This is a genomic window from Bradyrhizobium sp. cir1 (assembly GCF_014198245.1).
Classification (GTDB): domain Bacteria; phylum Pseudomonadota; class Alphaproteobacteria; order Rhizobiales; family Xanthobacteraceae; genus Bradyrhizobium.
The window spans coordinates 58,261-84,000 of the sequence record NZ_JACIHE010000018.1 but is presented as its reverse complement, the minus strand read 5'-3'; the positions used below and the strand labels follow the sequence as shown (position 1 = coordinate 84,000).

General features: G+C 65.6%; 26 protein-coding genes and 1 riboswitch. Of the genes, 11 read left to right on the top strand and 15 right to left on the bottom strand.

Annotated elements, in window-relative coordinates:
- The first annotated feature begins 223 nt into the window (after window positions 1-223).
- Window positions 224-1,012, top strand: coding sequence for an MOSC domain-containing protein (locus GGD63_RS29110; RefSeq protein ID WP_183247028.1), 789 nt, complete (start codon window positions 224-226; stop codon window positions 1,010-1,012).
- A 209-nt stretch (window positions 1,013-1,221) separates the two neighbouring features.
- Here the strand turns inward: GGD63_RS29110 and GGD63_RS29105 are convergent, their stop codons facing one another.
- The gene (locus GGD63_RS29105; RefSeq protein WP_183247026.1) at window positions 1,222-1,881 is read right to left on the bottom strand and encodes a TIGR02594 family protein; all 660 of its coding nucleotides are present in this window, start codon (window positions 1,879-1,881) and stop codon (window positions 1,222-1,224) included.
- A gap of 215 nt (window positions 1,882-2,096) precedes the next feature.
- Between GGD63_RS29105 and GGD63_RS29100 the strand changes: the two genes are divergently transcribed.
- Window positions 2,097-2,960: an alpha/beta fold hydrolase gene (locus tag GGD63_RS29100; protein WP_183247024.1), complete on the top strand. Its 864-nt coding sequence runs from the start codon at window positions 2,097-2,099 to the stop codon at window positions 2,958-2,960.
- A 147-nt stretch (window positions 2,961-3,107) separates the two neighbouring features.
- On the opposite strand, the gene metW is transcribed toward GGD63_RS29100, so the two are convergent.
- On the bottom strand, window positions 3,108-3,770 hold the full coding sequence (gene metW / locus GGD63_RS29095; RefSeq protein ID WP_183247022.1) for a methionine biosynthesis protein MetW: 663 nt from the start codon (window positions 3,768-3,770) through the stop codon (window positions 3,108-3,110).
- A gap of 1 nt (window position 3,771) precedes the next feature.
- Window positions 3,772-4,974 (bottom strand): homoserine O-acetyltransferase, encoded by a 1,203-nt coding sequence (locus GGD63_RS29090; RefSeq protein WP_183247019.1) that lies wholly within the window; start codon window positions 4,972-4,974, stop codon window positions 3,772-3,774.
- 91 nt (window positions 4,975-5,065) lie between these two features.
- Window positions 5,066-5,145, bottom strand: a riboswitch (SAM riboswitch).
- 204 nt (window positions 5,146-5,349) lie between these two features.
- Here GGD63_RS29090 and GGD63_RS29085 point away from each other — a divergent pair.
- From GGD63_RS29085 to GGD63_RS29075, 3 genes are read left to right on the top strand one after another with little or no spacing between them, the layout of a single operon-like run.
- Window positions 5,350-6,198: a chorismate mutase gene (locus tag GGD63_RS29085; RefSeq protein ID WP_183247017.1), complete on the top strand. Its 849-nt coding sequence runs from the start codon at window positions 5,350-5,352 to the stop codon at window positions 6,196-6,198.
- Window positions 6,199-6,233: 35 nt separating this feature from the next.
- Window positions 6,234-7,331: a histidinol-phosphate transaminase gene (gene hisC / locus GGD63_RS29080; RefSeq protein WP_183247015.1), complete on the top strand. Its 1,098-nt coding sequence runs from the start codon at window positions 6,234-6,236 to the stop codon at window positions 7,329-7,331.
- Window positions 7,328-8,263, top strand: coding sequence for a prephenate/arogenate dehydrogenase family protein (locus GGD63_RS29075; protein ID WP_183247014.1), 936 nt, complete (start codon window positions 7,328-7,330; stop codon window positions 8,261-8,263). Before hisC ends, GGD63_RS29075 begins: the two co-directional genes overlap by 4 nt.
- Window positions 8,264-8,381: 118 nt before the next feature.
- Here GGD63_RS29075 and GGD63_RS29070 read toward each other — a convergent pair whose 3' ends face one another.
- Window positions 8,382-9,566, bottom strand: a complete 1,185-nt coding sequence (locus GGD63_RS29070) for a DUF2125 domain-containing protein (protein ID WP_183247012.1) — start codon at window positions 9,564-9,566, stop codon at window positions 8,382-8,384.
- 110 nt (window positions 9,567-9,676) lie between these two features.
- On the opposite strand from GGD63_RS29070, the gene GGD63_RS29065 reads away from it, so the two are divergent.
- The gene (locus tag GGD63_RS29065; protein ID WP_183247010.1) at window positions 9,677-10,285 is read left to right on the top strand and encodes a gamma-glutamylcyclotransferase; all 609 of its coding nucleotides are present in this window, start codon (window positions 9,677-9,679) and stop codon (window positions 10,283-10,285) included.
- A gap of 97 nt (window positions 10,286-10,382) precedes the next feature.
- Here GGD63_RS29065 and GGD63_RS29060 read toward each other — a convergent pair whose 3' ends face one another.
- From GGD63_RS29060 to ftsE, 4 genes are all read right to left on the bottom strand, one after another.
- On the bottom strand, window positions 10,383-11,156 hold the full coding sequence (locus GGD63_RS29060) for a 1-acyl-sn-glycerol-3-phosphate acyltransferase (protein ID WP_183247008.1): 774 nt from the start codon (window positions 11,154-11,156) through the stop codon (window positions 10,383-10,385).
- 34 nt (window positions 11,157-11,190) lie between these two features.
- Window positions 11,191-11,895: a YdcF family protein gene (locus tag GGD63_RS29055; protein WP_183247006.1), complete on the bottom strand. Its 705-nt coding sequence runs from the start codon at window positions 11,893-11,895 to the stop codon at window positions 11,191-11,193.
- Between the two features lie 273 nt (window positions 11,896-12,168).
- A complete protein-coding gene (locus GGD63_RS29050) occupies window positions 12,169-13,137 on the bottom strand; it encodes an ABC transporter permease (RefSeq protein ID WP_183247004.1) in 969 nt (322 codons plus the stop codon).
- Window positions 13,130-13,789, bottom strand: a complete 660-nt coding sequence (ftsE, locus tag GGD63_RS29045; protein ID WP_183247002.1) for a cell division ATP-binding protein FtsE — start codon at window positions 13,787-13,789, stop codon at window positions 13,130-13,132. The genes GGD63_RS29050 and ftsE overlap by 8 nt, the downstream gene beginning before the upstream one ends.
- Before the next feature lie 170 nt (window positions 13,790-13,959).
- On the opposite strand from ftsE, the gene GGD63_RS29040 reads away from it, so the two are divergent.
- Together GGD63_RS29040 and GGD63_RS29035 are read left to right on the top strand one after the other, a co-directional pair.
- Window positions 13,960-14,835 carry an MJ0042-type zinc finger domain-containing protein gene (locus GGD63_RS29040; RefSeq protein WP_183247000.1) on the top strand — a complete coding sequence of 292 codons (876 nt, stop codon included), beginning with the start codon at window positions 13,960-13,962 and terminating at the stop codon, window positions 14,833-14,835.
- Window positions 14,836-14,874: 39 nt separating this feature from the next.
- Window positions 14,875-15,249, top strand: a complete 375-nt coding sequence (locus GGD63_RS29035) for a response regulator (RefSeq protein ID WP_025033579.1) — start codon at window positions 14,875-14,877, stop codon at window positions 15,247-15,249.
- 283 nt (window positions 15,250-15,532) lie between these two features.
- Here the strand turns inward: GGD63_RS29035 and GGD63_RS29030 are convergent, their stop codons facing one another.
- Together GGD63_RS29030 and GGD63_RS29025 are read right to left on the bottom strand one after the other, a co-directional pair.
- Window positions 15,533-16,684: a DUF4175 family protein gene (locus tag GGD63_RS29030; RefSeq protein WP_183246998.1), complete on the bottom strand. Its 1,152-nt coding sequence runs from the start codon at window positions 16,682-16,684 to the stop codon at window positions 15,533-15,535.
- A complete protein-coding gene (locus GGD63_RS29025; protein ID WP_183246997.1) occupies window positions 16,672-18,606 on the bottom strand; it encodes a TIGR02302 family protein in 1,935 nt (644 codons plus the stop codon). Before GGD63_RS29025 ends, GGD63_RS29030 begins: the two co-directional genes overlap by 13 nt.
- Window positions 18,607-18,774: 168 nt before the next feature.
- Here GGD63_RS29025 and GGD63_RS29020 point away from each other — a divergent pair, with 168 nt between their 5' ends.
- Window positions 18,775-19,158, top strand: a complete 384-nt coding sequence (locus tag GGD63_RS29020) for a carboxymuconolactone decarboxylase family protein (RefSeq protein WP_008567285.1) — start codon at window positions 18,775-18,777, stop codon at window positions 19,156-19,158.
- A 251-nt stretch (window positions 19,159-19,409) separates the two neighbouring features.
- Window positions 19,410-20,318: an NAD(P)-dependent oxidoreductase gene (locus GGD63_RS29015; RefSeq protein WP_183246995.1), complete on the top strand. Its 909-nt coding sequence runs from the start codon at window positions 19,410-19,412 to the stop codon at window positions 20,316-20,318.
- A gap of 184 nt (window positions 20,319-20,502) precedes the next feature.
- On the opposite strand, the gene lysA is transcribed toward GGD63_RS29015, so the two are convergent.
- The 3 genes from lysA to argH all read right to left on the bottom strand — a co-directional run bounded on the left by lysA (window position 20,503) and on the right by argH (window position 23,573).
- On the bottom strand, window positions 20,503-21,768 hold the full coding sequence (lysA, locus tag GGD63_RS29010; protein ID WP_183246993.1) for a diaminopimelate decarboxylase: 1,266 nt from the start codon (window positions 21,766-21,768) through the stop codon (window positions 20,503-20,505).
- A gap of 23 nt (window positions 21,769-21,791) precedes the next feature.
- Entirely contained in the window at window positions 21,792-22,082 is a 291-nt protein-coding gene (gene lptM / locus GGD63_RS29005; protein WP_183246991.1) for an LPS translocon maturation chaperone LptM, read from the bottom strand.
- Window positions 22,083-22,175: 93 nt separating this feature from the next.
- Entirely contained in the window at window positions 22,176-23,573 is a 1,398-nt protein-coding gene (gene argH, locus GGD63_RS29000) for an argininosuccinate lyase (protein ID WP_183246989.1), read from the bottom strand.
- A gap of 105 nt (window positions 23,574-23,678) precedes the next feature.
- On the opposite strand from argH, the gene tlpA reads away from it, so the two are divergent.
- Window positions 23,679-24,344, top strand: a complete 666-nt coding sequence (tlpA, locus tag GGD63_RS28995; protein WP_183246986.1) for a thiol:disulfide interchange protein TlpA — start codon at window positions 23,679-23,681, stop codon at window positions 24,342-24,344.
- Between the two features lie 3 nt (window positions 24,345-24,347).
- On the opposite strand, the gene GGD63_RS28990 is transcribed toward tlpA, so the two are convergent.
- The gene (locus GGD63_RS28990; protein WP_183246985.1) at window positions 24,348-24,542 is read right to left on the bottom strand and encodes a putative motility protein; all 195 of its coding nucleotides are present in this window, start codon (window positions 24,540-24,542) and stop codon (window positions 24,348-24,350) included.
- Between the two features lie 228 nt (window positions 24,543-24,770).
- Window positions 24,771-25,652 (bottom strand): 3-hydroxybutyryl-CoA dehydrogenase, encoded by an 882-nt coding sequence (locus GGD63_RS28985; protein WP_183246983.1) that lies wholly within the window; start codon window positions 25,650-25,652, stop codon window positions 24,771-24,773.
- Window positions 25,653-25,740 lie beyond the last annotated feature (88 nt).

Below are 25,740 nucleotides of genomic sequence, written 5' to 3'. Positions count from 1 at the left end.
CCTGCCCTTGGGGCCCTCTAAGGCACCCCAAACGGCATCTTCATTGGGTTTCCAATTACCGCATTGACGTTTCTCAACCGGTAACGGTCGTGGCTTGCCGACGCTGCCGCCGGCCTGGGGCAGATGTGGGAAGCGGGCTGCGGATGCGAAAGAGGCCAGTTCACAATTTCGTGCGCTGATCCGCCAGCTTGGCGCCAGCAGCTCGAATCCCCTAAGTAGCAGCATGACAGCCAGCCAGACCGCCGAGATCACCGGCCTCTTCCGCTACCCGATCAAGGGCCTGACACCGGAGCCCCTCTCCCGCGCCCCCTTGCGGCGAGGGGAGACGCTGCCCGCCGACCGCCGCTATGCCATCGAGAACGGCCCGAGCGGCTTCGATCCGGAGGCGCCCGAATGGAAGCCGAAAATCCTGTTCCTGATGCTGGCGCGCAATGAGCGGCTGGCCTCCCTCGACAGCCGCTTCGAGGATGCGACCAACCGCCTGACCATCCGCAAGGACGGCCAGATCGTCGCCAGCGGCGATCTCGAGACCGCCGCCGGGCGCGCCGCGATCGAGAGCTATTTCACCGAGAACTTCCAGCCGGAGTTGAAGGGCCCGCCAAAAGTCCTGTCCGGCCGCGACCACAGCTTTTCCGACGTCGCCCGCAAGGTCGTGTCCATCATCAATCTCGACAGCGTCCGCGCCATCGAGGCCATGCTCGGCGGCACAGCCGTGCATCCGCTGCGCTTCCGCGCCAATCTCTACGTGAAGGGCTGGCCGGCCTGGTCGGAGCTCGACCTCGTCGGCCAGACGCTCGCGATCGGCGAGGCCCGACTGAAAGTGGTCAAGCGCATCGTCCGCTGTCCGGCGACCAATGTCGATCCCGTGACCGCCAAGCGCGATCTCGAGATACCACCGACGCTCTCGCGCCATCTCGGCCACATGGACTGCGGCATCTATGCCGAGGTGATCGAAGGTGGCGAGATCGGCGTGGGCGATGCGGTTGCGGTGGAAGAGCCGAGATTGGTGTGAGCCCTCTCTCGTCGTCCCGGACAAGCGCGCCCTAAGCGCGCGCCGATCCGGGACCCATAGCCACAGGGAGTGGTTTGGCGAAGACCCGTGGTCACCGGCTCGCGCGACGACACACGCCTGTGGTTATGGGTCCCGGATCTGCGCTGACGCTTGTCCGGGACGACAACCTCACATGACGCGAGGGTCCGCCCACCCCACGCACCGTTACCTCAATTCGGCATCACATACGCATAGATCCGGCCGCGCGCGATCGGCGCCTCGCGGACGCGGTTGCCGTTGTTGCCGGAGATCATGATCGGATTGCCCTGGGCGTCGACGCCGGTGATGATGCCGACATGGCCGCCGCGGCCGCCGCGCGACATCACCGCGATGGCGCCGACCTGCGGGCCGGACACACGCGTGCCGTACCGTGCGAACGAATTCGCCATGTCCGAGCCGGTGCCACGATGGCCGGTATGCTCAAGCACCATGTTCATGAAGCGCGCGCACCACAGGCTGCCGCGCCCGGTCGGATTGCCGCCGAGATAGCGGCGCGCCTCGGACACGAGGCCCGATCCGCCACCGAAGCCGCCGCTCGCAGCCATGCTGCTATTGCCCATGCCGCCGCTGTTGGCGTTCGGATCATAGCTGGCCTGGGTGTCGGCGAAGCCGCCCGCCCGCAACTGCGCCGCGCTGCGCTCGAAGCGCGAGCTGCGTGCATGATGGCGGGAGTGATGATGTCTGGCGTGGTGCACGTAAACGTGCCGCTCTGCGCTATGACGATGATGCGGCCGCGCCGAGGCCGGAGAAACGAATGCGGCGACCGCCGCGAAGAAGACCGCCAGCGCGACAACACAACGCGACAGGCGGAACGCAAACAACTCAAACATTCTTCATCCTTCGTTGACACCCCACTTCCTGTCGGCCCGTGCGGTGGCCGACATCCGCCGGGGCGTAAAGCTTCCGGATGTGGCGAGAAAAAGACGCCACGCCCGCGAATAGCTGCGATGATTTTGTGCCGATGCTCGCCTGATGCCGCCGCATTGCGGACATCAGCATTAACTGCGATCCTGCAAAGGCGGCTCTGAAGAGAGGGAAACAGTTAATGCCCCACGCCACGACCTGGGATGACGTCCGCATCTATTTCGAAGAGGCGGGTCAGGGAACGCCGGTTATTTTTCTGCACGAGTTCGCGGCCGACTACACCAATTGGGAGCCGCAGATGCGCTACTTCTCGCGCGGCCACCGTTGCATCACCTATTCGGCGCGCGGCTACGCGCCGTCGGACGTGCCTGATGGCGAGGTCTACACCTACACGCATTTCTACACCGACGCGCTCGCCGTGCTCGACCATCTCAAGATCGAGCGCGCGCATCTCGTCGGGCTCTCGATGGGCGCCTACTCCTCGCTCCAGATCGGCCTGAACGCGCCGCACCGCGCGCTGTCGATGACGCTGGCCGGCGTTGGCTCGGGCTCGGAGCTCGAAAATCTCGACGCCTGGCGCAAGCAGTGCCGCGCCAATGCCGAGCAGTTCGAGACGCTGGGCTCAGCCGAGGTCGCCAAGGTCACGCGCGAGGCGCCGAGCCGGATTCCCTTCCTGGTGAAAGATCCGCGCGGCCACGCCGATTTCTACGCCGCGCTGGCGCGGCACGACGCGAAGGGTTCGGCCAACACGATGCGCGGCTTCCAGGGTCGCCGTCCCTCGATCTACACGATGGTGGATGCGATCAAGAAGGCGTCCACGCCCGCGCTGATCATCTGCGGCGACGAGGACGATCCTTGCGTCGGAGCGAGCCTGTTCCTGAAGAAGCATCTGCCGGCCGCGGGGCTCGCGATGTTTCCGAAGTCGGGCCACGTGCTCAATCTCGAGGAGCCCGCGCTGTTCAATGCGACGGTGGAGAGGTTCGTGGCGCTGGTGGAAGCGGGACGATGGTCGGCGCGCGATCCCAGGTCGCTGGCGGCGCACTAGGCGCGGGCCGAGCCGAGTGCTACGTCATTGCGAGCGCAGCGAAGCAATCCAGAATCCCTCCGCGGAAAGACTCTGGATTGCTTCGCTGCGCTCGCAACGACGAAGGATAGACCTCAGCTCCTCATATTGAGGAGCGCGGACGGAAAGCTATTTCCCCCCGCCCCTGCTCAGCAGAAACACGCCCTGCTCGCCGAACATGTTCCACACCCACCAGGGCAGGTTCAGTGGCACCGGGCGGCCGTAGAGATCGAGCGCCACCGAGCGCTCCATCTTGACGTTGATCGCGTCGCACAGTTCGACGAAATCCTTGATGGTGCAGAAGTGGATGTTGGCGGTGTCGTACCAGGTCGCAGGCAGATTCTCCGTGCGCGGCATGTGGCCGCCGATCAGGAGCTGCAGCCGCATCTTCCAGAAGCCGAAATTCGGGAACGAGACGATGGCGCGGCGGCCGATGCGCAGCAGATTCTCCAGCACGACCTTCGGCTGCCGCGTCGCCTGCAGCGTCTGCGACAGGATCACGTAGTCGAAAGCGTCGTCGGGATAATTGACGAGGTCGGTGTCGGCGTCGCCCTGCACCACCGCGAGGCCCTTGGCGACGCAGCGGTTGACGCCCTCGCGCGACAGCTCGATGCCGCGGCCGTCGATGCCGCGGGCCTCGAGCAACTGAAGCAGGTCGCCCTCGCCGCAGCCGACGTCGAGCACTTTCGAGCCCGGCTTGACCATCTCGGCCACCAGCAGATGGTCGGCGCGAACCTGGCCGGACTGCCCGGTCGCTACGCCGCCCAGCGGCAGCACTTCCTGCACCGACATCCTAGCCACCCCCGCCGTTCAGTCCGCGCGCCTTGCCGGCCGATTGCAGGAAGGCGCGGGAGATGTCGAAGAACTCGGGCACGTCGAGCAGGAAGGCATCATGGCCGCGATCGGTCTCGATCTCGGCAAACGACACCCGCGCGCCCGAGGCGTTCAGCGCATGCACCAGCGCGCGCGATTCCGAGGTCGGAAACAGCCAGTCGCTGGTGAAGGAGACGACGCAGAAGCGGGTCTGGATGTCTGCGAACGCCTTCGCCAGCACGCCGCCATGGTCGGCGGCGATGTCGAAATAGTCCATCGCGCGCGTCAAGTAGAGATAGGCGTTGGCGTCGAAGCGCTCGACGAAGGACGACCCCTGGTAGCGCAGATAGGACTCGACCTGGAAGTCGGCGTCGAACGAGAAAGTCGGCAGGTCGCGATCCTGCATGCGCCGACCGAACTTGCGATGCAGCGCGGCGTCGGAGAGATAGGTGATGTGCGCGGCCATCCGCGCCACCGCGAGGCCGCGATGCGGATGAATGCCGCGATCGGCATAGCCGCCATTGTGCCAGTCGGGATCGGCCATCACGGCCTGGCGGCCGAGCTCGTGAAACGCGATGTTCTGCGCCGAGTGCCGCGTCGAGCAGGCGATCGCCAGCGCGGAGAACACGCGCTCGGGATAGGCCGCGGTCCATTGCAGCACCTGCATGCCGCCCATCGAGCCGCCCACCACGGCGAACAGCGTGTCGATGCCGAGCCGGTCGATCAGCATCGCCTGCGCGCGCACCATGTCCGGAATGGTGATGACGGGGAATTCCAGCCCCCACACCTTGCCGGTGGCGGGATTGATCGACGCCGGCCCGGTCGAGCCCATGCAGCCGCCGATCACGTTGGAGCAGATGATGAAGTACCTGTCAGGATCGAGCGGCCGGCCTTGGCCGACCAGGGTCTCCCACCAGCCGGGCTTGCCGGTGACGGGGTGCACATTGGCGACATGCTGATCGCCGGTCAGCGCATGACAGATCAGGACTGCGTTGGAGCGATCGGCGTTGAGCTCGCCATAGGTCTGGTACGCGATCTGGAACGGGGTGAGGTCGACGCCGCAATCGAGCGACAACGGCTGCTCGATGCCGAAATGCGCGACCAGCGAGCTTGGATGATCCACCTCATGCGACCGATCGTCGGCGCTGATCGCGGGACTCGGAATCGACTTGACGCCAACCATCTGACCATCGACCTCGTTTGCGATCGGACTGCAGACCGCATTGACATCAGGCCATAAAAAACCCGGCCTGAACGATTAGGTTCGGCCGGGATCGGAAGCGTCCCCGGCCTGTTTAGCGAGTTTTTTAACGTGGCTGCAAGCCGGCCGGCTCAAATGACCACGGAACAGGCAAAAACCTACCGGCTTGGGCGGTTTTCGTCAAGTCGCGGGTCCCGATGAGCCAAATTCGTCCCTGGCACGTCAGCCGAAAAGACTGTTATTTCTCTTTGCTTTCGCCGCTCCGACTGCCTAATCAGGACATCAACCGCAGCGGACCGCCTTTGCCAAGCAGTTGGCCGATCCGCATTGGAACGCCTCTCAACAGTCCTGTCAGATATGTCCCAACGTCCACCCGCGCCACCATCATTGCAGGAATTGCGCAAGGAGATCGATGCGATCGACGAGGCAATGCATCGCCTGCTGATGCAGCGCGGCGACATCATCGACCGCCTGATCCAGGTGAAGCAGACCCAGGAGGTTGGCTCGGCCTTCCGCCCGGCGCGCGAGGCCTCCATGATGCGCGAGATCGTGCAGCGTCATCGCGGCATCCTGCCGCTCGACACCGTCGAGAGCATCTGGCGCGTCATCATCGCGACCTTCACCTATGTGCAGGCGCCGTTCTCCGTGCATGCCGACATCTCGGTGAGCGAGCCCGCTATGCGCGATTCCGTGCGCTTCCATTTTGGTTTTACGGTGCCTTACGTCGCGCATTTCAGCGCGCAGGCTGCGGTCGAGGCTGTGGCGAAATCCAAGGGCGATCTGGCGCTGGTCTCGGCGACCTCCAGCCGCACGCCGTGGTGGCTGGAATTGGAAGCGGAAGGCGCACCGAAGATCATCGCGCGGCTGCCCTTCGTCGAGCGCGCCGACCATCCGGCCGCGCTGCCGGTGTTCGCGATCTCGCGCGTCGCCGACAGCGCCCTGGTGACGGAAGTCGAGACCTTCAGCGTGCGCGTTTCGGGCTGGAATGCCGAGATCGCGCGGGCGCTGTCGCCGCTCGCCGACATTGTCGCGGTGCCCGATACCGCCTTCGACGGCGCGGCGCTGCTGGTTTCGGTCACGGCTGCGAGCAGCATCGACAAAATCAAGGCTGCCCTGATCGAGGCGGGGGCCTCGGTGCGCTCTACGGCCCTCGTCGGCAGCCACGCAACGCGCTATACGGTGGCCCCGACCGGGTCGAAATCGTAAATCGCGTACCGCCTAAAGCCTATCCGGAGTTGAAGATGTCCCGCCCCGTGCCGAACCCCGGCATTCTCGATATTGCGCCCTACACGCCCGGCAAGACCCCGGTGCCGGAGCCGGGCCGCAAGGTGTTCAAGCTATCGGCCAACGAGACGCCGTTCGGGCCCTCGCCAAAGGCGATCGAGGCCTTCAAGCGCGTGGCGGATCATCTGGAAGACTATCCGGAGGGCACCTCGCGCGTGCTGCGCGAAGCGATCGGGCGCAGCTTTGGTCTCGATCCCAACCGCATCATCTGCGGCGCCGGCTCGGACGAGATCCTGAACCTGCTCGCCCACACCTATCTCGGCCAAGGCGACGAGGCGATCTCCACCACCCACGGCTTCCTGGTCTATCCGATCGCGACCATGGCGGTCGGCGCAAAGAACGTGATCGCGGAGGAGACCAACCTCACCTGCAACGTCGACGCCATCCTCAAGGCCGTGACGCCGAAGACCAAGCTGGTCTGGCTCGCCAATCCCAACAACCCGACCGGCACCTATATTCCGTTCGACGAGGTCAAGCGGCTGCGCGCCGGCCTGCCCTCGCACGTGCTGCTGGTGCTGGACGCCGCCTATTGCGACTACGTCTCGCGCAACGATTATGAGATGGGCATCGAGCTCGTCGCCACCACCGAGAATACGGTGGTGACGCACACCTTCTCCAAGATCCACGGCCTTGCCGCGCTGCGCATCGGCTGGATGTTCGGCCCCGAGCACATCATCGACGCCGTCAACCGCATTCGCGGTCCCTTCAACGTGTCGACGCCGGCGATGTATGCCGCGGTCGCTGCGATCGAGGACACCGCGCATCAGGCCATGTCGAAGCAGTTCACCGAGACCTGGCGCAACTGGCTGACCGAGGAGATCACCAAGCTCGGCCTGAAGGTGACGCCGAGCGTTGCCAATTTCGTGCTGATCCACTTCCCGACCGACAAGGGCAGGACCTCGGACGACGCCGACGCCTTCCTCACGAAGCGCGGCCTCGTGCTGCGCGCGCTGAAGAACTACGGCCTGCCGCATTCCCTGCGCATGACCATCGGCACCGAGGAGGCCAACCGCCTCGTCGTCGATGCCTTGCGCGACTTCATGGCCGGCAAATGAGCGCGAACCCGCATTTCCAGCGCGTTGCCCTGATCGGCTTCGGCCTGATCGGCGGTTCGATTGCGCGCGCCGCGAAGCTCCAGGGCCTGGCTGGCGAAATCGTCACCACCGCGCGCTCGGAGAAGACGCGTGCGCGGGTGATCGAGCTCGGCATTGTCGACCAGGTGGTGGCGACCAATGCGGAGGCCGTGAAGGATGCCGATCTCGTCATCCTCTGCATTCCCGTCGGCGCCTGCGGGCCGGTCGCGCAGGAAATCGCCGCGCACCTCAAGCCCGGCGCAATCATCTCCGACGTCGGCTCGGTCAAGGGCGCGGTCGTCAGGGACGTGGCGCCGCATCTGCCACAGGGCGTCCATTTCGTGCCGGCACATCCCGTCGCGGGCACCGAGCATTCGGGTCCGGATTCCGGCTTCGCCGAGCTGTTCATCAACCGCTGGTGCATTCTCACGCCGCCTGATGGCACCGACGCCGAGGCCGTCGCGCATTTGCGCGCCTTCTGGGCGGCGATGGGCGCCAAGGTCGAGGTGATGACTCCGGATCACCATGATCTCGTGCTCGCGATCACCAGCCATCTGCCGCATCTGATCGCCTACACCATCGTCGGCACCGCCGACGAACTGCAGCAGGTGACGGAATCGGAAGTGATAAAATTCTCCGCCGGCGGCTTTCGCGACTTCACCCGCATCGCCGCCTCCGACCCGACGATGTGGCGCGACGTCTTCCTTGCCAACAAGGAAGCGGTGCTGGAGATGCTCGGCACCTTCACAGAGGATCTCGCCAAGCTGACCCGCGCGATCCGCCGCGGCGACGGCGAAGCACTGTTCGATCACTTCACCCGCACCCGCGCCATCCGCCGCGGCATCGTCGAGATTGGCCAGGATTCGGCGGCAGCGGATTTCGGCCGACCGCATGCGGCGCTGAAGAAGCCGTAGCTCCTGTCATTCCGGAGCGCCCGAAGGGCGAGCCCGGAATCCATCGGGCCACAGCGCTCGCGGAGAAATGGATTCCGGGTTCGATGCTACGCATCGCCCCGGAATGACGAGAGAGGTTTCAATACAGCGGCGGGATCTGGCCGACCTTGACCGGGCCGAGCAGCACGGCGCCGTCGACGAACTTCAGCGGAAAGCTGCGCGCCTTCTTGCCCTCGAGCGTGCTCTCGGTGCCGATCGAGTTGATGCCGGCGGCAACGCCGGCGTTGGCGTTCTGCTTGATGACCTTGCCGAGGCCGGGAACGGCGCGGTCGAGCGCGCCGAACAAATTGTTGAGATCCTGCGACTTCACACCGGGCGCGACGCGATCCAGCGTTGCCTGCGGCACGCCCTCTTCCAGCATCTTCTCGATCCCGAGCGCGGGGATCACGCGCTCGAGGCCGGTCACCGTCATCTGCAGCTCGCCGTCCAGTCGGCCATTGGCCGACAGGCCAAGCGTGCCGGCCGCGACCGCAATCATCTCGCCCTGCTGGATCCGCGACTGCACGATCTCGATATGACCGCCGGCGGCCTGGATCTCGCGGAAGCGCTGCGGCCAGGGCTTTGGCGTGAGGTCGGAAAGGCCGGTGATCTTGGCGCGCGTATCGGCTTCGAACGGCTCGGCGAGCAAGGGATGAACGCCCTGGATACTGCCCTGCGCGACGTGGAGCACGGTCTCGATCACGGGATGATCGGCCGGAGAGCCGTCCGCGAGGCGGCCATGCAGCTCGACCTGCTTGGCGCGCGCGAGCGGCACCTGCACCGAGCCATCAAGGCGATTGATGCTGGGATCGTCGAACACGAGGGAGGCGCGGTCCGGCACGGCCGGCAGGCCAACGACGCTGCTGCGGCCCTTGCTCCAGTTCACCACGAAGGTGTTCTGCGTGACCCCGTCGGTCAGCGTCGCCGGCGCCGAGAATTCGGCAATCACGCGCTTGGGATCGTAGACCTGGGCGACGACCAGGATGTTGTCGAGGTTCGCCGTGAACGGCGTCTTGCTGGCGTTCTGCGAGACCAGGGCGACGCTGGCGCCGGAGCACTGAACCTCGAAGCGGAACGGGAAGCCCGCGATCGAGCGCTTGGCGCAATCATAGATGCGGCCGGACTTGGCCTCCTGCGCGCGCCAGGCGTCTGCGGCGGTCTCGGCCTGCGAAGCGGCATAGAACCAGAAACAGGTCCACGCGACGGCGAGGATCAGCAGGAGAACGGGTGCGATGAAAAGGCCCCAACGGGAGCGGCGGCCTGTGGCAACGGTCATATCGGACATGCGGCGACCCTTTGGCCCCAGATTCAGGCAAATGTAAGCGGGGCCGGCCCCCGACGAAAGACGGAGAATTCGCTTCGCTTGGGGGCGCGGTTCTGGTAGCCGTGCCCGAAATGTCGGAAATCACCCTCCCCTCCGTCACCACAGCCAAGGACGACCTCTGGGTGTTCGGCTACGGCTCGCTGATGTGGCGGCCGGGCTTCGAATTCGAGGAGCGCGTCCCGGCGCGGCTGGTCGGCGAGCATCGCGCGCTCTGCGTCTATTCCTTCGTGCACCGCGGCACGCCGGAAAAGCCGGGCCTGGTGCTCGGGCTCGATCGCGGCGGCGCCTGCCGCGGCATCGCCTTCCGCGTCGCCGAGAAGAACCGCACTGACGTCGTCGCCTATTTGCGCGAACGCGAGCAGGTCACGTCGGTCTATCGCGAGGTGATGCGCTCGGTCTGGCTGGAGAACGATGCGCGCCAACGTGTCTCCGCGCTCGCCTATGTCGTCGACCGCGGCCATGTGCAGTATGCCGGCCGGCTGTCGCTCGCCGAGCAGCACCGCCATGTCGTCCAGGGCCACGGCCAGTCCGGCGCCAACCGCGACTACGTCACGGCAACAGTGAAGGCGATCGAGGCCGAAGGTTTTCGCGACACGCAATTGCATCAGCTCGCGGTCATGCTGCATGGTGATGCGCATCCCCTGCACGCGGCGACTCCGGAAGATCGAGAGAGCCGCTAAAGCGCGATGAGATCTGGATGAATCGTCATCGCGCTTTGGGTTGTTGTTTACGCATGATCTTTTCGGAAAACCGCTTCGCACTTTTCCGGATCATGCTTTAGCTCTCCGACGGCGCGTAGCTCGGCGCGCTGCCGATCAACTGCTCCTGCTCTTTCCGGCCCGCTTCGACGAGGCGACCGGTCGCGTCTTCGATGGCCGTTTGCACGCGGGAAAGAAACTCGTCCTTCGGCAGGCCTGATGGCAGCGGATCGAGGAATTCGACGACGAGCGTGCCGGGATAGCGCATGAAAGTGCGGCGCGGCCAGAACAGGCCGGAATTGAGCGCGATCGGCAGGCACGGCACGCCGCAGGACGAATAGATCTGCGCAAAGCCGGTCTTGTAGTCGGGCGGAGCGCCCGGCGCGCGACGCGTGCCTTCCGGAAAGATCACGAGCTGCCTGCCGCTGCGCACCGCTTCGCGCGCGCGCCGCGTCATGTCCAGCAGCGCCTTCACGCCGGCATTGCGATCGATCGCGATCATCCCGGTCTTGACCAGGAACTGGCCAAACACCGGAATCTGCATGAGCTGGCGCTTGAGGATGAAGATCGGGCGGTTGAAGAAGCCCGGCAATACGAAGGTTTCCCAGAACGACTGGTGCTTCGCTGCGATCACCAGCGGTCCCTGCGGAATCTTCTCGACACCCCGGAATTCCACCTTGATGTTGCAGATCACGCGCATCAGGACCAGCGTCGCCTTCGCCCACCATTCGGCGACCGTGAGCATGGCCCGCGGCGGCAATGCGAAGGTCGGCAGCGCCACGATCGCAAGGCACACCAGCACAGTGTAGAACAGCACGTTAAACAAGAGCGAACGCAGGAAAATCAGAAACATCGACGATCCGATCAATTTGCCGATCAATGGCCGGTCAATTGGCCTGGGCGGTGGCGGGTCGCTTCGGCTGCTGACCTGCAGGCTGCTCCGACATCTCGGGCGAAAGGTCAATCCCGAAATCCTCCAGCCGCACCCTGAGCTCGGCCGCGATGTACTTGACATATTCGGACAACAGCAGCCGCAGGGTGGACGCCGAGGTCCACCACGGCTCCTCGCGCCATTTATCGCCGACCACCGCGAACGGGATCAGCGTGGTCTCCGGCATCGCATGCGAGAACTCCACCAGCGCGCGCGGCATGTGGTAGTTCGAGGTGACCACGATCAGCGACTTGAAACGTCGTCCCTCGGCCCAGCGCCGCGCCTCCGCGGCGTTGCCGCGGGTCGTGAGCGCGGTGCGGTCGAGATCGACGCAGCAGGTCATGAAGGACTGGTTCTCCGGCAAGGTCCGCGAGATGTCACTTGCGGTCGAGGTCGGATGCACGCCGGAGATCAGCAACCGCTTGCCATAGCCGGCGGCTAGAAGCTCCATCGCGTCCGACACCCGCGAGGAACCGCCGGTCAGGACCACGATGCCGTCGGCCTTACGGTCCGGCGTGATCTCGGCGCCGCGCATCTGCGACAGGAACGCGACGAAACCCGCCGCCGCGCCGACGAAAGCGAACGCAATCGTCGACACGATTGTCGCGCGCAGCCAGCCGCGCGGCAGTTTCGGCGATCGATCGTCGGTCGGCGAGGTCATGCGATGTCGGTGATCCCTTCCCTGAATGATTTTAGGACGTTTTGAGGCGAAGTGGAGTCCGGTTTGTCAGGCTCGATGAATGCAACGGGCCGCAACTCCATCCTCGTCGATGGTGCGCTCCCTCGCCCCGCTTGCGGGGAGAGGGTTGGGGTGAGGGGGACTCTCCGCGGGGACGGCGGCAGTTGGACTCGCGGAGAGTCCCCCTCACCCGGAATCCGCGCTTGCAGCGCGCATTCCGGCCTCTCCCCGCAGGCGGGGAGAGGCGAAGAAACTTCAATCAACGTCATTCAGCGTCGCGAACAGCGTCTGGCGCGAAGCAACCGCCGTGATGGCGCCGATCAGGACCGCCTGCACCGCGAGCACGACATAGCCGGACGGCCGCAACGAGAAGGTGCCGAGCAGCGCGGCGAACTGATCGCCGACCGGGGTCCCCGAGAACCAGCCGGCGACCGACTCGGAGAAGCCGAACACCAGCATGGCGGCACCGCCGCCAATCACGCCGCCTTCGAGGCCGAGCCTGAGGAAATGGCGCAGGAAACGGTTGGCGATGTAGCGATCGCCGGCGCCGACGAAATGCAGCACCTCGACGATCGGGCGGTTCGCCGCCATGGCGCCACGGGTGGCGAACGACACCGAGATGATGGTCGCGATGATGACGAGCGCGAGGATGCCGAGGCCGGCGAGCACGGTGGCATTGGTCATCGAGCGCATGCGCTCGATCCAGGCGCGGTGATCGTCGACGCTGGCGCTCGGCGCCACTTGCGTCACGCGGGCGCGCAGGGCACCGAGATCGAGCGGCGTGCCGGGCTGCACGCGCGCGATGATCATGCGCGGCACCGGCAGATCGTCCATCGACAGGCCGGTGCCGAGCCAGGGCTCGAGCAGCTTGCCGCTCTCGTCCTTGCTGAACGGCTTGACCTCGACGATGCCGGCCTGCGCGCGCATCGCCTCGGTCACGGCCGCGGTGTCGCGGTCGAGATCGCGCCCCGCTTGCGGACGGACCTGGATAGTGATCTCGCTTGCGACCTCCGACTGCCATTCCGCTGCGGAGGCGCTGACCAGGAGCACCGTGCCCGTGGTCATCGACGCCAGGAAGGTCATGATGGCGACGACGGCGACCAGCGCGCGGCCGTGGATCGAGGCACGCGGCACGATCGGCGACATGTTGCGCGCCTTGGCCGGAAGCTGCGGACGCTCCTGTCCGAGATCGACCAGCACGCCGCGCTCGTCGGTCCTATTCATAGACGTGCAGCCGTCCCTGGTGCAGCACCAGCCGCCGCGCCTCGTACTGGTCCATCAGGCCGATGTCATGGGTCGCGATGATGACGGCGGTGCCGGATTTGTTGAGCTCGATGAAAAGCCGCAGCAGGCGGCGGCCGAGCGTCGGATCGACGCTGCCGGTGGGCTCGTCCGCGAGCAGCAGCTGCGGCCGCGAGATCACGGCGCGCGCGATCGCGGCACGCTGCTTCTCGCCGCCCGACAGGATCGGCGGCAGCGCATCCATGCGATCGCCAAGGCCGACCCAGCGCAGGAGGTCGATGACCTCCTTGCGATAGCTCGACTCACTGCGGCCCATGACGCGGAACGGCAGCGCGACATTCTCATAGGTCGTCATGTGGTCGAGCAGGCGGAAGTCCTGCAGCACGATGCCGATGCGCTTGCGCAAATCGGCGATCTCGTCCTTGCCGAGCTGCGAGATATCGTGACCGAACAGATTGACGAGACCGCGCGTCGGCCGATGCGACAGGAACAGCAGGCGCAGCAGCGAGGTCTTGCCGGCGCCGGACGGGCCGGTGAGAAACTGGAAGGAATGCGCGGGGATCTGGAAGCTGAGGTCGCACAGGATCTCCGGCCCCAGGCCGTAACGCAATCCGACATTTTCGAACCGAACCAAGCTCAGCTCCGTTCGAGAGGGGACGATGGAAGCGACTCGGCGCGCTGCCATGCGCGATCAACGGTTTTTGCGACCGTTATGGTTTCCGGTTCGTTAACGGTCGCCTTGTAGCATCCAGGGCAACCGGCTCTCCGGGTCATCAAGACCAGTCCATGCATCAAGGCTCGTCCATGCATATCGTCTGCCCCCATTGTACGACATCCTACGCCATCAAGCCCGCGAGCCTGGGGGCGAACGGACGGACGGTCCGCTGCTCCCGCTGCAAGGAGACCTGGGTCGCCTATGCCGAGGATGCCATCGAGGGGGCGTCCGTCCCGGCCATGGCCGCGGCCAGCCAGGCCGACGACCAGTCCGACCTCGCCGAGCAGTGGAACTCCTACGCCAAGGACGATAACGCCGCCGACGCGCCCGTGGTCGACAGCCCATCGATTGCCAGCGACTGGCCGGACGAGGTCAAGACGACCGAGGACGAATGGTCGGCGGCCGCCCGGGAGGCCGAAGAGGAGGCCACTGGGGCGCAGCACCAGTCCTGGTTCCGTAGCCTGTTCCGCCGCCCCGGCGCGCGGGTCAGCCGCCCCGCCGCAGCCCCGGCGCCGCGAAAATCCTATCTCGGCCTGCCGACCGCCTGCGCCGCCATGGGCGCCCTGGTGCTGGCGCTGGTGATCTGGCGCGGGGATATGGTGCGGCTGCTGCCGCAGACGGCTGCCTTCTACAAACTGGTCGGCTTTGATGTGAACCTGCGCGGGCTGACCTTCAAGGACGTCAAGCTCTCCAGCGAGACCGTCGACGGTAAGCAGGTGCTGGTGATCGAGGGGGTCATCGTTGGCGAGGGCAAGAAGGCGCTCGACATTCCGCGGCTGCGTTTTGCCGTGCGCGACGCGCAAGGCGCGGAGATCTATGCTTGGAATACGGTGCTGGAACAGACCGTGCTGCGGCCCGGCGAGCGCGCTTTCTTCCGCTCGCGCCTGGCCTCGCCGCCGCCGGAGGGCCGCAATATCGACGTTCGCTTCTTCAACCGGCGCGACATCGCCGGCGGCAGCGTATAGTCAGCCTCGCAAGCGGGAGCTGATACCAAGGTTTGCCTGATGCCGAAAATCCTGATCGCCGACGACGAGGATTCGATGCGCACGCTGGTGGCGCGCGCGATCGCCATGGACGGCCACGAGACCGTCACCGCACAAGACGGCGCCGAGGCGCTGGAGATCCTGACCCGCGAGGACGGCGCGTTCGATCTCTTGCTCACCGACATCCAGATGCCCGTCATGGACGGCATCGCGCTGGCGCTGTCCGCTGCGCGCGATTTCCCCGATCTGACGATTTTGCTGATGACCGGCTTTGCCGACCAGCGCGAGCGCGCGTCGAACTTGAACGCGCTGGTGCATGATGTCGTAACAAAACCTTTCTCGGTCGCCGACATCCGCACCGCGGTAGCGGATGCGTTGGCGGCGAAGAAGGGGTAGCGGCTACAACACAGCGACTGTCCCGAATCCGTCATCCTGAGGTGCGAAACATGCAGCGCAACAGGCGCTGCATGGAGAGCCTCGAAGGATGAACGGCCCCGCTGCAGCCGGGCCGTCGCCCTTCGAGGCTCGCCGAAGAGGCGAGCACCTCAGGGTGACGGTGATGGATTGGAGTCCGGTCTCGCAACATCGTCATTGCGAGCGCAGCGAAACAATCCAGACTGCCGCCGCGGAAACACGCTGCGCTCGCAAATGACGATGGAAGGTCCGGTTTAACCGCCCTCTAAAAATCCTTCAGCAGCCGCTCGATGTAGTCGAGCTCGATCTGCGGGCGGGAGGGATCCCCCAGGCGGCGGCGGAGCTCTTCGAGGATGCGGCGGACACGCTGGGCGTCGATCTCGCCGGGGATCTTGACCGTATAATCGTCGCCGAACTCACGGCCGTGAAGCGGACGACCGAGCGGGTCGGTCTGATTGCCGCCGCTCTGCTGGCGGCCGGCCCGGTTGCCGGGACCATCGCCCTGCCCGTCGCCGTCGCCCTGCTGCATCGCCTCGGCCATCTTCTGCGCACCCTTGCGCAGGGCGTCGAGCGCCTTGCCCTGCGAGTCCACGGCACCATCCGCATTGCCCTCGCCGAGCTTCGAGCCGGCATCACCCATGGCGCCGTCGGCGGTATCCAGGCTGCCGTCATCGTCGCCCTGGTCGCCGTCCTGATCGCCATCCTGGCCGGACTGTCCCGGATCGCCCTGCTGGCCCTTCTGCCCCTGCTGACCTTTCTGGCCCTTTTGCCCCTTCTGCGTGAGGCCGCGCTTGGCGAGCTCGTCCTGCAGCTTCTTCAGGCGATCGCGTAGCGCCTGCTGGTCCTGCTGGAGGTCCGACATCGACTGGTCGCCCTGCTTGCCGCGCGAGCGGTCACGCCGGGAATCCTGGCCCTGCTTGAAGGTCTTGTCGCGCAATTGCTGCTGCTTGCGGATCATGTCGCTGAGCTCGTTCAGCGCCTGCTCCATGTCGCTGTCGCCGGATTGCCCGGGCTGCGCCATCTGGAGATTTTCCATGATCTGCGCAAGCTGCTCGAGCATGCGCTGGGCCGCCTCGCGATTGCCCTCGCGCGCCGCCTTCTCGATCTGCTTCAGCAGCTCGTCGAGATCGCGCTGCGTGATGACGTTGCGATCACGGCTGGAGGATTGGCTCCGTTCCGTCGCCCGCTTGTATTCCTCGAGCTTCTGGATCGCGTCGGACTGATTGCTCAGGCTCTTGCCGGATTCCTTCTGCCTGAGGCTGTCGCCGGAATCCTGCATCGCCTTTTCCGCGCTGTCGAGCAGCGCATCGGGATCCTGATCCAGCTGGGCAGCGGCCGGCGAGACGCCTCCCAACAGCAAGGCGAGAAAGGCGATCGAGATCGCCTTGAAGACTGGCACGCGTGCTAGCTTCCGCATTTCCGGTCCCGCGTAAACTGGTTGGCCCCGTCGTTGCCCGCCTTCGCCCGGTTGCTCGCCGACTTTCGATAGGCCTGAAGCTGCTGGCGAAGTGCGTCCTGCTGCTGCGCCAGCTCCTCGAGCTGTTCCGCCGTCGCATGCTGGGTCTTCTGTCGCAGCTCGATGGCCTTGTCGAGGATGAGCTGGACCTCCGCCGGGAATGGCTGCCGGGGGCCGAGCGGATTCTGCTCGGCGCGCCGGGCGAGATCGCGCACCTTGCCGGCCATCGCCTCGCGGAGCTTCTGCGTCAGCACCTTGATCTCGTCCTCGCTGGCGCCGCGTTCAAGCGCCCGCTTCAGCGCGTCCTGCGCCGAACGCAGCGCGGCATTGACGCTGCCGGCGACACCGTCGTCCTCGATGGTGACCGCGAACGCCCACATGCTCGCCACCACGTCGCGCAACGCATCGTCGGTGCGGGCGGCCTCGAGCTGGGCAGCGAGGCTCCGAAGGCCGAGATAGCAGCCGGCATCCGGGGTGAACAATTCAGGCGCGATCATCAGCGCATCGAGTGCGGCGTAGACGTCGGAATTCTTGTTGGCGTCGAGCGCGAGGATCCGGCGCTGCTCGATCAGCGCGCGCGAGAGCGAGTTGGTGAAGAGACGCTCGGGCAGGCGCATGTTGAACGGCTCGCTTCTAGCCTCGTTGCCGGCCTCGTCCTTGGCGGTGAGCGTCAGCGTGACGTCGGCACCCGCATAGGGATCCTCGCTGAGGTCCTTCACGGTCTGGCCGACGCCGCTGCGGGTGCGCGCATTCGGCAGCACCAGCGGGAATTGCGGCGGCTGGAACAGCGGCCGCGCCGCGGCTTTGGTGTCGTCCTTGCTGCCGTCCTTGCCGGAATCGGCGGAGCGCAGGCCGATTTGCGCCTCGGCGCCGGTGACGCCGTAATCGTCCTCGATCTTGTAGGACAGCTGGAGTCCGCCGCGCGCCTGGCGCTCGGGATCCTTGGCGAGCGCGATCGTCGGCGGACGGTCAGGCGTCGCCGCAAACGCCCATTGCGGCTGGCCGGAGGGCGCACGGACATGCGCGGTGCCGTCGGCGGTGATGGCGAAATGCTTCTCGTTGGTGCCCTTGGGCGTGGCTTCAGTGGGGGCAACCTCCTTGAGGCCGCCGGAGACGACGACATCGAGGTTGCCGCCGGAAGAGCGCACGATCAGAGTCGAGCCGGCGGGCACGGCGAGCGGGCCGCTGGCCGGCAGCGCTGCGGCCTCCTTGTTGGCCGCCGACAGGATGATGGGCGGCTTGCCGGTGTAGAGCGGCGGCGTGACCCAGGCGTCGACGCGAACATTGGTCGGCGCCAGCACGCCGTTCCAGTCGAAGGCGGCGCCCAGCCGCATCGCGCGCTCGTCGCCGGCGGCGAAGAAGGTCGCGACCAGCATCACCATGACCAGCGCCCGCAGCGCCCAGGGATCGTGGAGCGCGAGCCGCGGGTGCGGCAGACCGGCACGGATGCGCTTGAGCGAAGCCAGCGTGCGCTCACGCTGCGCCTGCCACAGCGCCTTCGCGATCGGGTCCTGCGAGGTCAGGGTATCCGTGAGCGTGGTGGCCGGGCGGTGACGGATACCGGAGCCGCGGTCGAGCCGGCTCAGCGCTTCCTCGCGGCTCGGCCACCGGAACCGAAGCAGGGGGAACAGCGCGGCGATCGCAATGCCGGCAAAGATGACGAGACCGACCGCACGGGCCAGGAACGGCAGCGCCAGCCAGAGACCGGCCCAGGACACCACCAGGAACAGGCCGATGACGGTCAGCAGCCGCGCGAAACTTGGCCAGGCACGCTCCCACGCGATGGCATAGATGGCCCTGTCGAGGGCCTGCGCCAGCTTCAGCCGCGACAGAGCGTCGCCATCGCGGATCGGGTCTGACGGGTCGGGGGTGACGCCGTTCAATCAGCTCTCCAGGTTGCCCGGTAGAGTGAAGCGTACCACAACGGCAGCACTGAGGCATCCGTTCCTGTACGGGAGAGACCCCTTTTCCCGCATAACACGAGGACGTGACTGGCCCGCCGCAACCCCGTAATTTCCGCGCCGCCACCTGAGGGAAACGAAGGAAACGCCATGGACAAGAAGATGCACGACAAGGGCCTCGAGGTCCGCAAAGCGGTACTCGGAGAAGCCTATGTCAACAACGCCCTGAAGAACGTCGATGATTTCAACCGTCCGTTCCAGGAGATGCTCAACGAATATTGCTGGGGCACGGTGTGGGGCCGCGAGGAGCTGCCGCGCAAGACCCGCAGCATGCTCAACATCGCGATGATCGCGATCCTCAACCGCCAGCACGAGTTTCGCGCGCATCTCAAGGGCGCACTCACCAACGGCGTCACCCGCGACGAGATCCGCGAGATCCTGATGCAGGTCGCCATCTACGGCGGCATGCCGGCCGCCGTCGACAGCTTCCGCATCGCGCGCGAGGTGTTCGCGGAGATCGATGGCAAGGCGTGAGAGGGGCGCGTGAGTGAGGGGCGCGCCGTCCCTCCTCATCGTCGTCCCGGACCAAGCGCAGCGTAGCGCTGATCCGGGACCCAACCACAGGACGATGTGGTTACGGGGACTCGGAGTTACACTCTCGCGCCACAACTTCTCCCTGGGGTTACGGGTCCCGGATCAGCGCGCGCTTTGGGCGCGCTTGTCCGGGACGACAGCTGGGTCGAACGCACATCGACAACAACGAATAACAAGCACAAGGAAACACCATGGACATCGGATTCATCGGGCTCGGAAACATGGGTTTCCCGATGGCGCGGCGGCTGATCGAGGCCGGCAACCGGCTCATCGTGTTCGACACGCGCAAGGAGGTCGTCGAAAAGCTGGTGGCGCGCGGTGCCACTGCCGCGTCATCGCCGAAGGACGTCGCCGACCAGGTCGAGACCGTGATGGCGAGCCTACCCTCGCTGCAGGCTTCGCTCGAGGTTGCCACCGGCGCGAACGGCGTGATCGAAGGCAGGCGCGCCAAACGCTTCATCGATCTCTCCACCGTCGGCTCGGCGATGGCTGCGAAGATTCACGGCCTGCTCGCCAAGCGCGATATCGTGCAGATCGACTGTCCCGTCTCCGGTGGCGTCGGCGGCGCCGAGAAGGGCACGCTGGCGGTGATGGTGTCGGGACCGAAGGCGGAGTTCGAGCTGCTCAAGCCCGCGCTCGAGGTGATCGGAAAAGTGTTCTTCATCGGCGAGAAGCCGGGCGCGGCGCAGACCATGAAGCTCGCCAACAATTTCCTCTCGGCCACGGCGATCGTGGCGACGTCGGAAGCGGTGGTGATGGGGGTGAAGGCCGGGCTCGATCCCGCCGTGATGATCGACGTCATCAATGCCGGCTCCGGCATGAACACCGCCAGCCGCGACAAGTTTCCGCGCTCGGTGCTGCCGCGCACCTTCGACTTCGGCTTCGCCACGGGGCTGATGGTGAAGGACGTGCGGCTGGCGCTGGAAGAGATGAAGCAGCTCGGCCTGTCGATGGAAGTCGCCGATGCGGTAGGGCGGCTGTGGGAGACCGTGATCAGCGCGGAAGGCGCGGAGTCGGATTTCACCGCGGCGATCAAGCCGATCGAGAAGAAGGCGGGAGTTGTGGTTGGCGGAGCAACGGGTGGATTGGCGGGGAAGTAGCGCCTCAAATTCTACTCGTCGTCCCGGACAAGCGAAGCGCAGATCCGGGACCCATAGCCACAGGAAGGAGTTTTGCGAAGACTCGGAGTTATCAGCTTCGCACGACAACCACTCCCTGTGGTTATGGGTCCGCGCCTTCGCGGGGACGACAGCAAGCTTGAGGCGCGACCTTACCGCCTCACACTCACAGCCACGGCGCGGGCGTATCCATCGCGATCAGCTGCTCGACCTCGATGCGCGGGCGCACCACGGCGTACTGCTCGCCCTTCACCAGCACCTCGGGCACCAAGGGCCGCGTGTTGTAGGTGCCGGCCTGCACGGCGCCATAGGCACCGGCGGTCATGATGGCGAGGAGATCGCCCGCCTTCGGCATCGGCAGCGTGCGGTCGAGCGCGAGATAGTCGCCGGTCTCGCAGACCGGGCCGACCACGTCGGCCGTGATCGTGGCGGCATCCCTCGCCGGCTGCGTCACCGGCAGGATGTCGTGATGGGCTTCATACAGCGTCGGGCGGATCAGATCGTTCATGGCGGCGTCGATGATGACGAAGTTCTTGCCGTCGCCGTGCTTCACGTAGATCACCTTGGCGACCAGGATGCCGGCATTGCCGACGATCATGCGGCCCGGCTCGAACATCAGTGTGCAGCCGAGATTGTGGCTGACGCGCTTGACCATGGCGGCATAGGCGGCGGGCGCCGGCGGCGCCTCGCGGTCCATGTAGTAGGGAATGCCGAGACCGCCGCCGAAATCGACGTGGCTGATCTCGTGGCCGTCCGCGCGCAGCGTCTGCACGAATTCGGAGAGGATGCGGAACGCCGTCTCCATGCCGGAGAGGTCAGTGATCTGGCTGCCGATATGCACATCGGTGCCGGTCACTTCGATGCCTGGCAGCTTTGCAGCGCGCGCATAGACCTCGCGGGCATGCACGATCGGGATGCCGAACTTGTTCTCGGACTTGCCGGTGGAGATCTTTGCATGCGTGCCGGCATCGACGTCGGGATTGACGCGCAACGAGATCCGCGCGGTCTTGCCCATCTCGGTCGCAAGGCGCGACAGCAGCTCGAGCTCCGGCTCGGATTCGACGTTGAGACAGAGGATGTCGGCGGCGAGCGCAGCGCGCAGCTCATCTTCCGTCTTGCCGACGCCGGAGAACACGATCTTGCCGGCGGGAATGCCGGCGGCCAGCGCGCGCTTCAGCTCGCCGCCCGAGACCACGTCGGCGCCGGCGCCGAGCTTGGCCAGCGTGCGCAGCACCGACTGGTTGGAGTTCGCCTTCATGGCGTAGCAGACCAGCACCTTCTCGCCGGCGAAAGCCTCGGTGAAGACCCGGTAGTGCCGCTCCAGCGTCGCGGTCGAATAGCAGTAGAACGGCGTGCCGATTGTTGCGGCCAGCTCGGACAGGTTCACCGCCTCGGCGTTCAGCACGCCGTTGCGGTAGTCAAAATGGTTCATGGCGTTGGCTCAGTTGTCCCAGCCTAGCGGCTGGGCTTTTCGTCCAGGAGCGGGTCGAGGATAAACGATTTTTTGCTGCCCTTGGGCGCCGCCGGCGCGGCGTCCGCGCCGGAGGTGGGGTTGAACAGGCTCGGCGTCTTCTGGGCTGCGGTCTCGGTGTCGGTTGGAGCTGCGACGTTGGCCGTGGACGCGCCGGAGGCGGTCGGCGGCAAATCGAGCGGGCCCTTGCGGCCACAGGCGGCAAGCGCGAGCGCCGTCAGGCTCAAGACAATGATGGCCCACCCCGAGCCGGCCGGGCGAAACTTTGACGTCACGACGAAATCCCCACTACGCGGGGCGCACCATACAGAGATTGGCGCGCTCTGGCGAGAGCCGGATGACCATGAAACATAAGCGAAATTTTGCCCTCAGCCCAATTTTCGCTCTTTTTCCAGCCGCTTCGCCCAGCTCTTTGCCTGCGAGGCCACGTTCTTCGGCGCGGTGCCGCCAAAGCTGGTGCGGCTCTTCACCGACGATTCGACCGAGAGCACGCCGAGTACGTCCTTGGTGATCTTCGGCTCGATCGCCTGCATGTCCTTCAGCGGCAGTTCGTGCAGCGCCACGCCGCCTTCGGCCGCCTTGGCCACGATGCGGCCGGTGACGTGATGGGCCTCGCGGAACGGCATCTTCAGCGTCCGCACCAGCCAGTCGGCAAGATCGGTCGCCGTGGCGTAACCCTCGCCGGCGGCCGCCTTCATCTTGGCTTCGTCAGGGACGAGGTCGTGGACCATACCGGTCATGGCGCGGATCGCGAGCGACAGCGCGGCAAAGCCCTCCATGGCGCCCTGCTTGTCCTCCTGCATGTCCTTTTGATAGGCGAGCGGCAGGCCTTTCATCACGATGAGCAGCCCGTTCAGAGCACCGATGACGCGGCCGGTCTTGGCACGCACGAGCTCGGCGGCATCCGGATTGCGCTTCTGCGGCATGATCGAGGAGCCGGTGGTGAACTTGTCGCTCAGCCGGATCAGACCGACCAGCGGCGAGGTCCAGATCACGATCTCCTCGGCAAAGCGCGACATGTGCACGGCGCAGATCGAGGCTGCCGACAACGTCTCCAGCACGAAGTCGCGGTCGGAGACGGCGTCGAGCGAGTTCGCCATCGGGCGGTCGAATCCAAGCGCCTTCGCGGTGGCGTGGCGGTCGATCGGGAACGAGGTGCCGGCGAGCGCGGCTGCGCCCAGCGGGGACTCGTTGAGCCGCTTGCGCGCGTCCTGGAAGCGGCCGCGGTCGCGCGCGGCCATCTCGACATAGGCGAGCAGATGGTGGCCGAAGGTGACGGGCTGCGCGGTCTGCAGATGGGTGAAGCCGGGCATCACGGTCGCTGCATGCTCCAGCGCACGCCCGACCAGCGCCTGCTGGAACGCGGCGAGCGCGGCATCGGTCTCGTCGAGGACGTCGCGGACATAGAGACGGAAGTCGGTCGCAACCTGATCGTTGCGCGAGCGCGCGGTGTGCAGGCGGCCGGCCGCGGGGCCGATCAGCTCCGACAGGCGGCTCTCGACATTCATATGAATGTCCTCGAGCGCGCGCTTGAATTCGAAGCCGCCCTTGCCGATCTCTGACAAAATCGTGTCTAGACCCTTGCCGATATTTTTCGCATCAGAGGCCGTGATGATGCCCTGGCTGGCGAGCATCGCGGCGTGGGCCTTGGACGCGGCAATGTCCTGGGCAAAAAGGTGACGATCGACGTCGATGGAGACGTTGATCTCTTCCATGATCTCATCGGGACGCTCCGAGAACCGGCCGCCCCACATCTTGTTGCTCATGATCCCCTGCTCACGCCTTGCCTGTCGCTAGCCACGTTTGCTGGCCGCGGCCAGCCGTATTAAGAGGCCCCTGATAGCCATATCTGCGACCGGATGACAAACGATATGCTCGACCCGAAACCCTCCGCCACGCGCCGGATCCCCCTCGTCATCGCCACCGTGGCGATCGGCGGGCTAGCCGGCTTCGCCGCGCTGTACGGGCTGGGCCTGAGTCGGGCGCCTGGCGGCGATCCGAGCTGCAAGCCGGCGGTGGCGACGGCGCAAAAAATCGCTCCGTTCGCCCATGGCGAGGTGGCAGCGCTGACCATGGCGACCGCCCCCTTGAAGCTGCCGGACCTCGCTTTCGAGGATGCCGATGGCAAGCCGAAGAAACTGTCCGATTTCCGCGGCAAGACGCTGCTGGTGAACCTCTGGGCCACCTGGTGCGTGCCGTGCCGGAAGGAGATGCCCGCGCTGGACGAGCTCCAGGGCAAGCTGTCGGGCCCGAATTTCGAGGTGGTGGCGATCAACATCGACACCCGCGACCCCGAAAAACCCAGGACCTTCCTGAAAGAAGCCAATCTGACCCGGCTCGGTTATTTCACCGACCAGAAAGCCAAGGTTTTTCAGGATCTTAAGGCGATAGGCCGGGCGCTGGGCATGCCAACCTCGGTGCTGGTCGACCCGCATGGCTGCGAGATCGCGACGATCGCGGGGCCGGCGGAATGGGCGAGCGAGGATGCGCTCAAGCTGATCCGGGCGGCGACGGGCAAGGCGGCCGCGTCGCTCTAGGACTTAGGCCGTCACGTTCAGGTTGCCGCCGACGCCGGGGCCGACATTGGCAAGGGAAGGCTGAGCGGCACCGAGCAGGGTCAGGACGGTAGACTTCTCCATATCCATGTTCTGCTTGGTCAGCGTCGCCGCAATATTCGACTGCAGAGCGCCTTGCTGAGCGGCCAGCATGGTGCTGACCATTGCCATCATGTCCATTACGCGAACCCTTATACCGGGCGTAACCTAGAGGCGAGCAGTTAATGGGACATGAATTGTCACACGGTCGACCCACGGCCGAGGTGCCGTTGGGTAGGCAAAGGCGCACTCGCGCTGCGCCCACCACCTCACCATGGTCGCAAAAAATGCGTGGGCACGCTTCCGCCTTCGCTCGCCGAGCTACGGCGGACAAGTCGCTTTGCCCACCTTACGGCACCGGGGAATGGATCAGCGCGTCGGAACCGGCTTGGCGCCGCGGTAGTCGTAGAAGCCGCGCTGGGTCTTGCGACCGAGCCAGCCGGCCTCGACGTATTTCACCAGCAGCGGGCACGGGCGGTACTTAGAGTCGGCGAGGCCCTCGTGCAGCACCTGCATGATCGACAGACAGGTATCGAGACCGATGAAGTCGGCAAGCTCGAGCGGGCCCATCGGATGATGGGCGCCGAGCTTCATCGCCGCGTCGATCGCCTCGACGTTGCCGACGCCTTCATACAGCGTGTAGATCGCCTCGTTGATCATCGGCAGCAGGATGCGGTTGACGATGAAGGCCGGGAAATCCTCGGAGACCGCGACCTGCTTGCCGAGCTTGGCGACGAATTCCTTGGACGCCTCGAAGGTCGCATCGTCGGTGGCGATGCCGCGGATCAGCTCGACCAGCTCCATCAGCGGCACCGGATTCATGAAGTGAATGCCGATGAAGCGCTCGGGCCGGTCGGTGGCAGCGGCGAGGCGCGTGATCGAGATCGAGGACGTATCGGAGGCGACGATCGCCTCCGGCTTCAACAGCGCGCAGAGCTCGTGGAAGATCTTGCGCTTGACCTCTTCCTTCTCGACCGCGGTCTCGATCACGAGATCGCAGTCGGCGAGGTCGTCGAGCTTCTCGGCGGCCACGATGCGCGCCAGCGCCTGGGTCTTGGCCTCCTCGGTGACGACCTTCTTGGAGACCTGGCGCGCCAGATTGCCGTTGATGGTGGCCATGCCCGACTTGAGGCGGTCGGCCGAAACATCGTTGAGCACCACGTCGAAGCCGGCGAGCGCCGCAACATGGGCGATGCCATTGCCCATCTGACCCGCGCCGATCACGCCGACCTTCTTGATCACTGCCGCCATAATGTCATCCACCGGAACGGCGCGCATATCGCGCCTGCCTATCCCCTGAGCCGGGAGGTCTGATTTGACCAGAAGCCTGATTTAATCA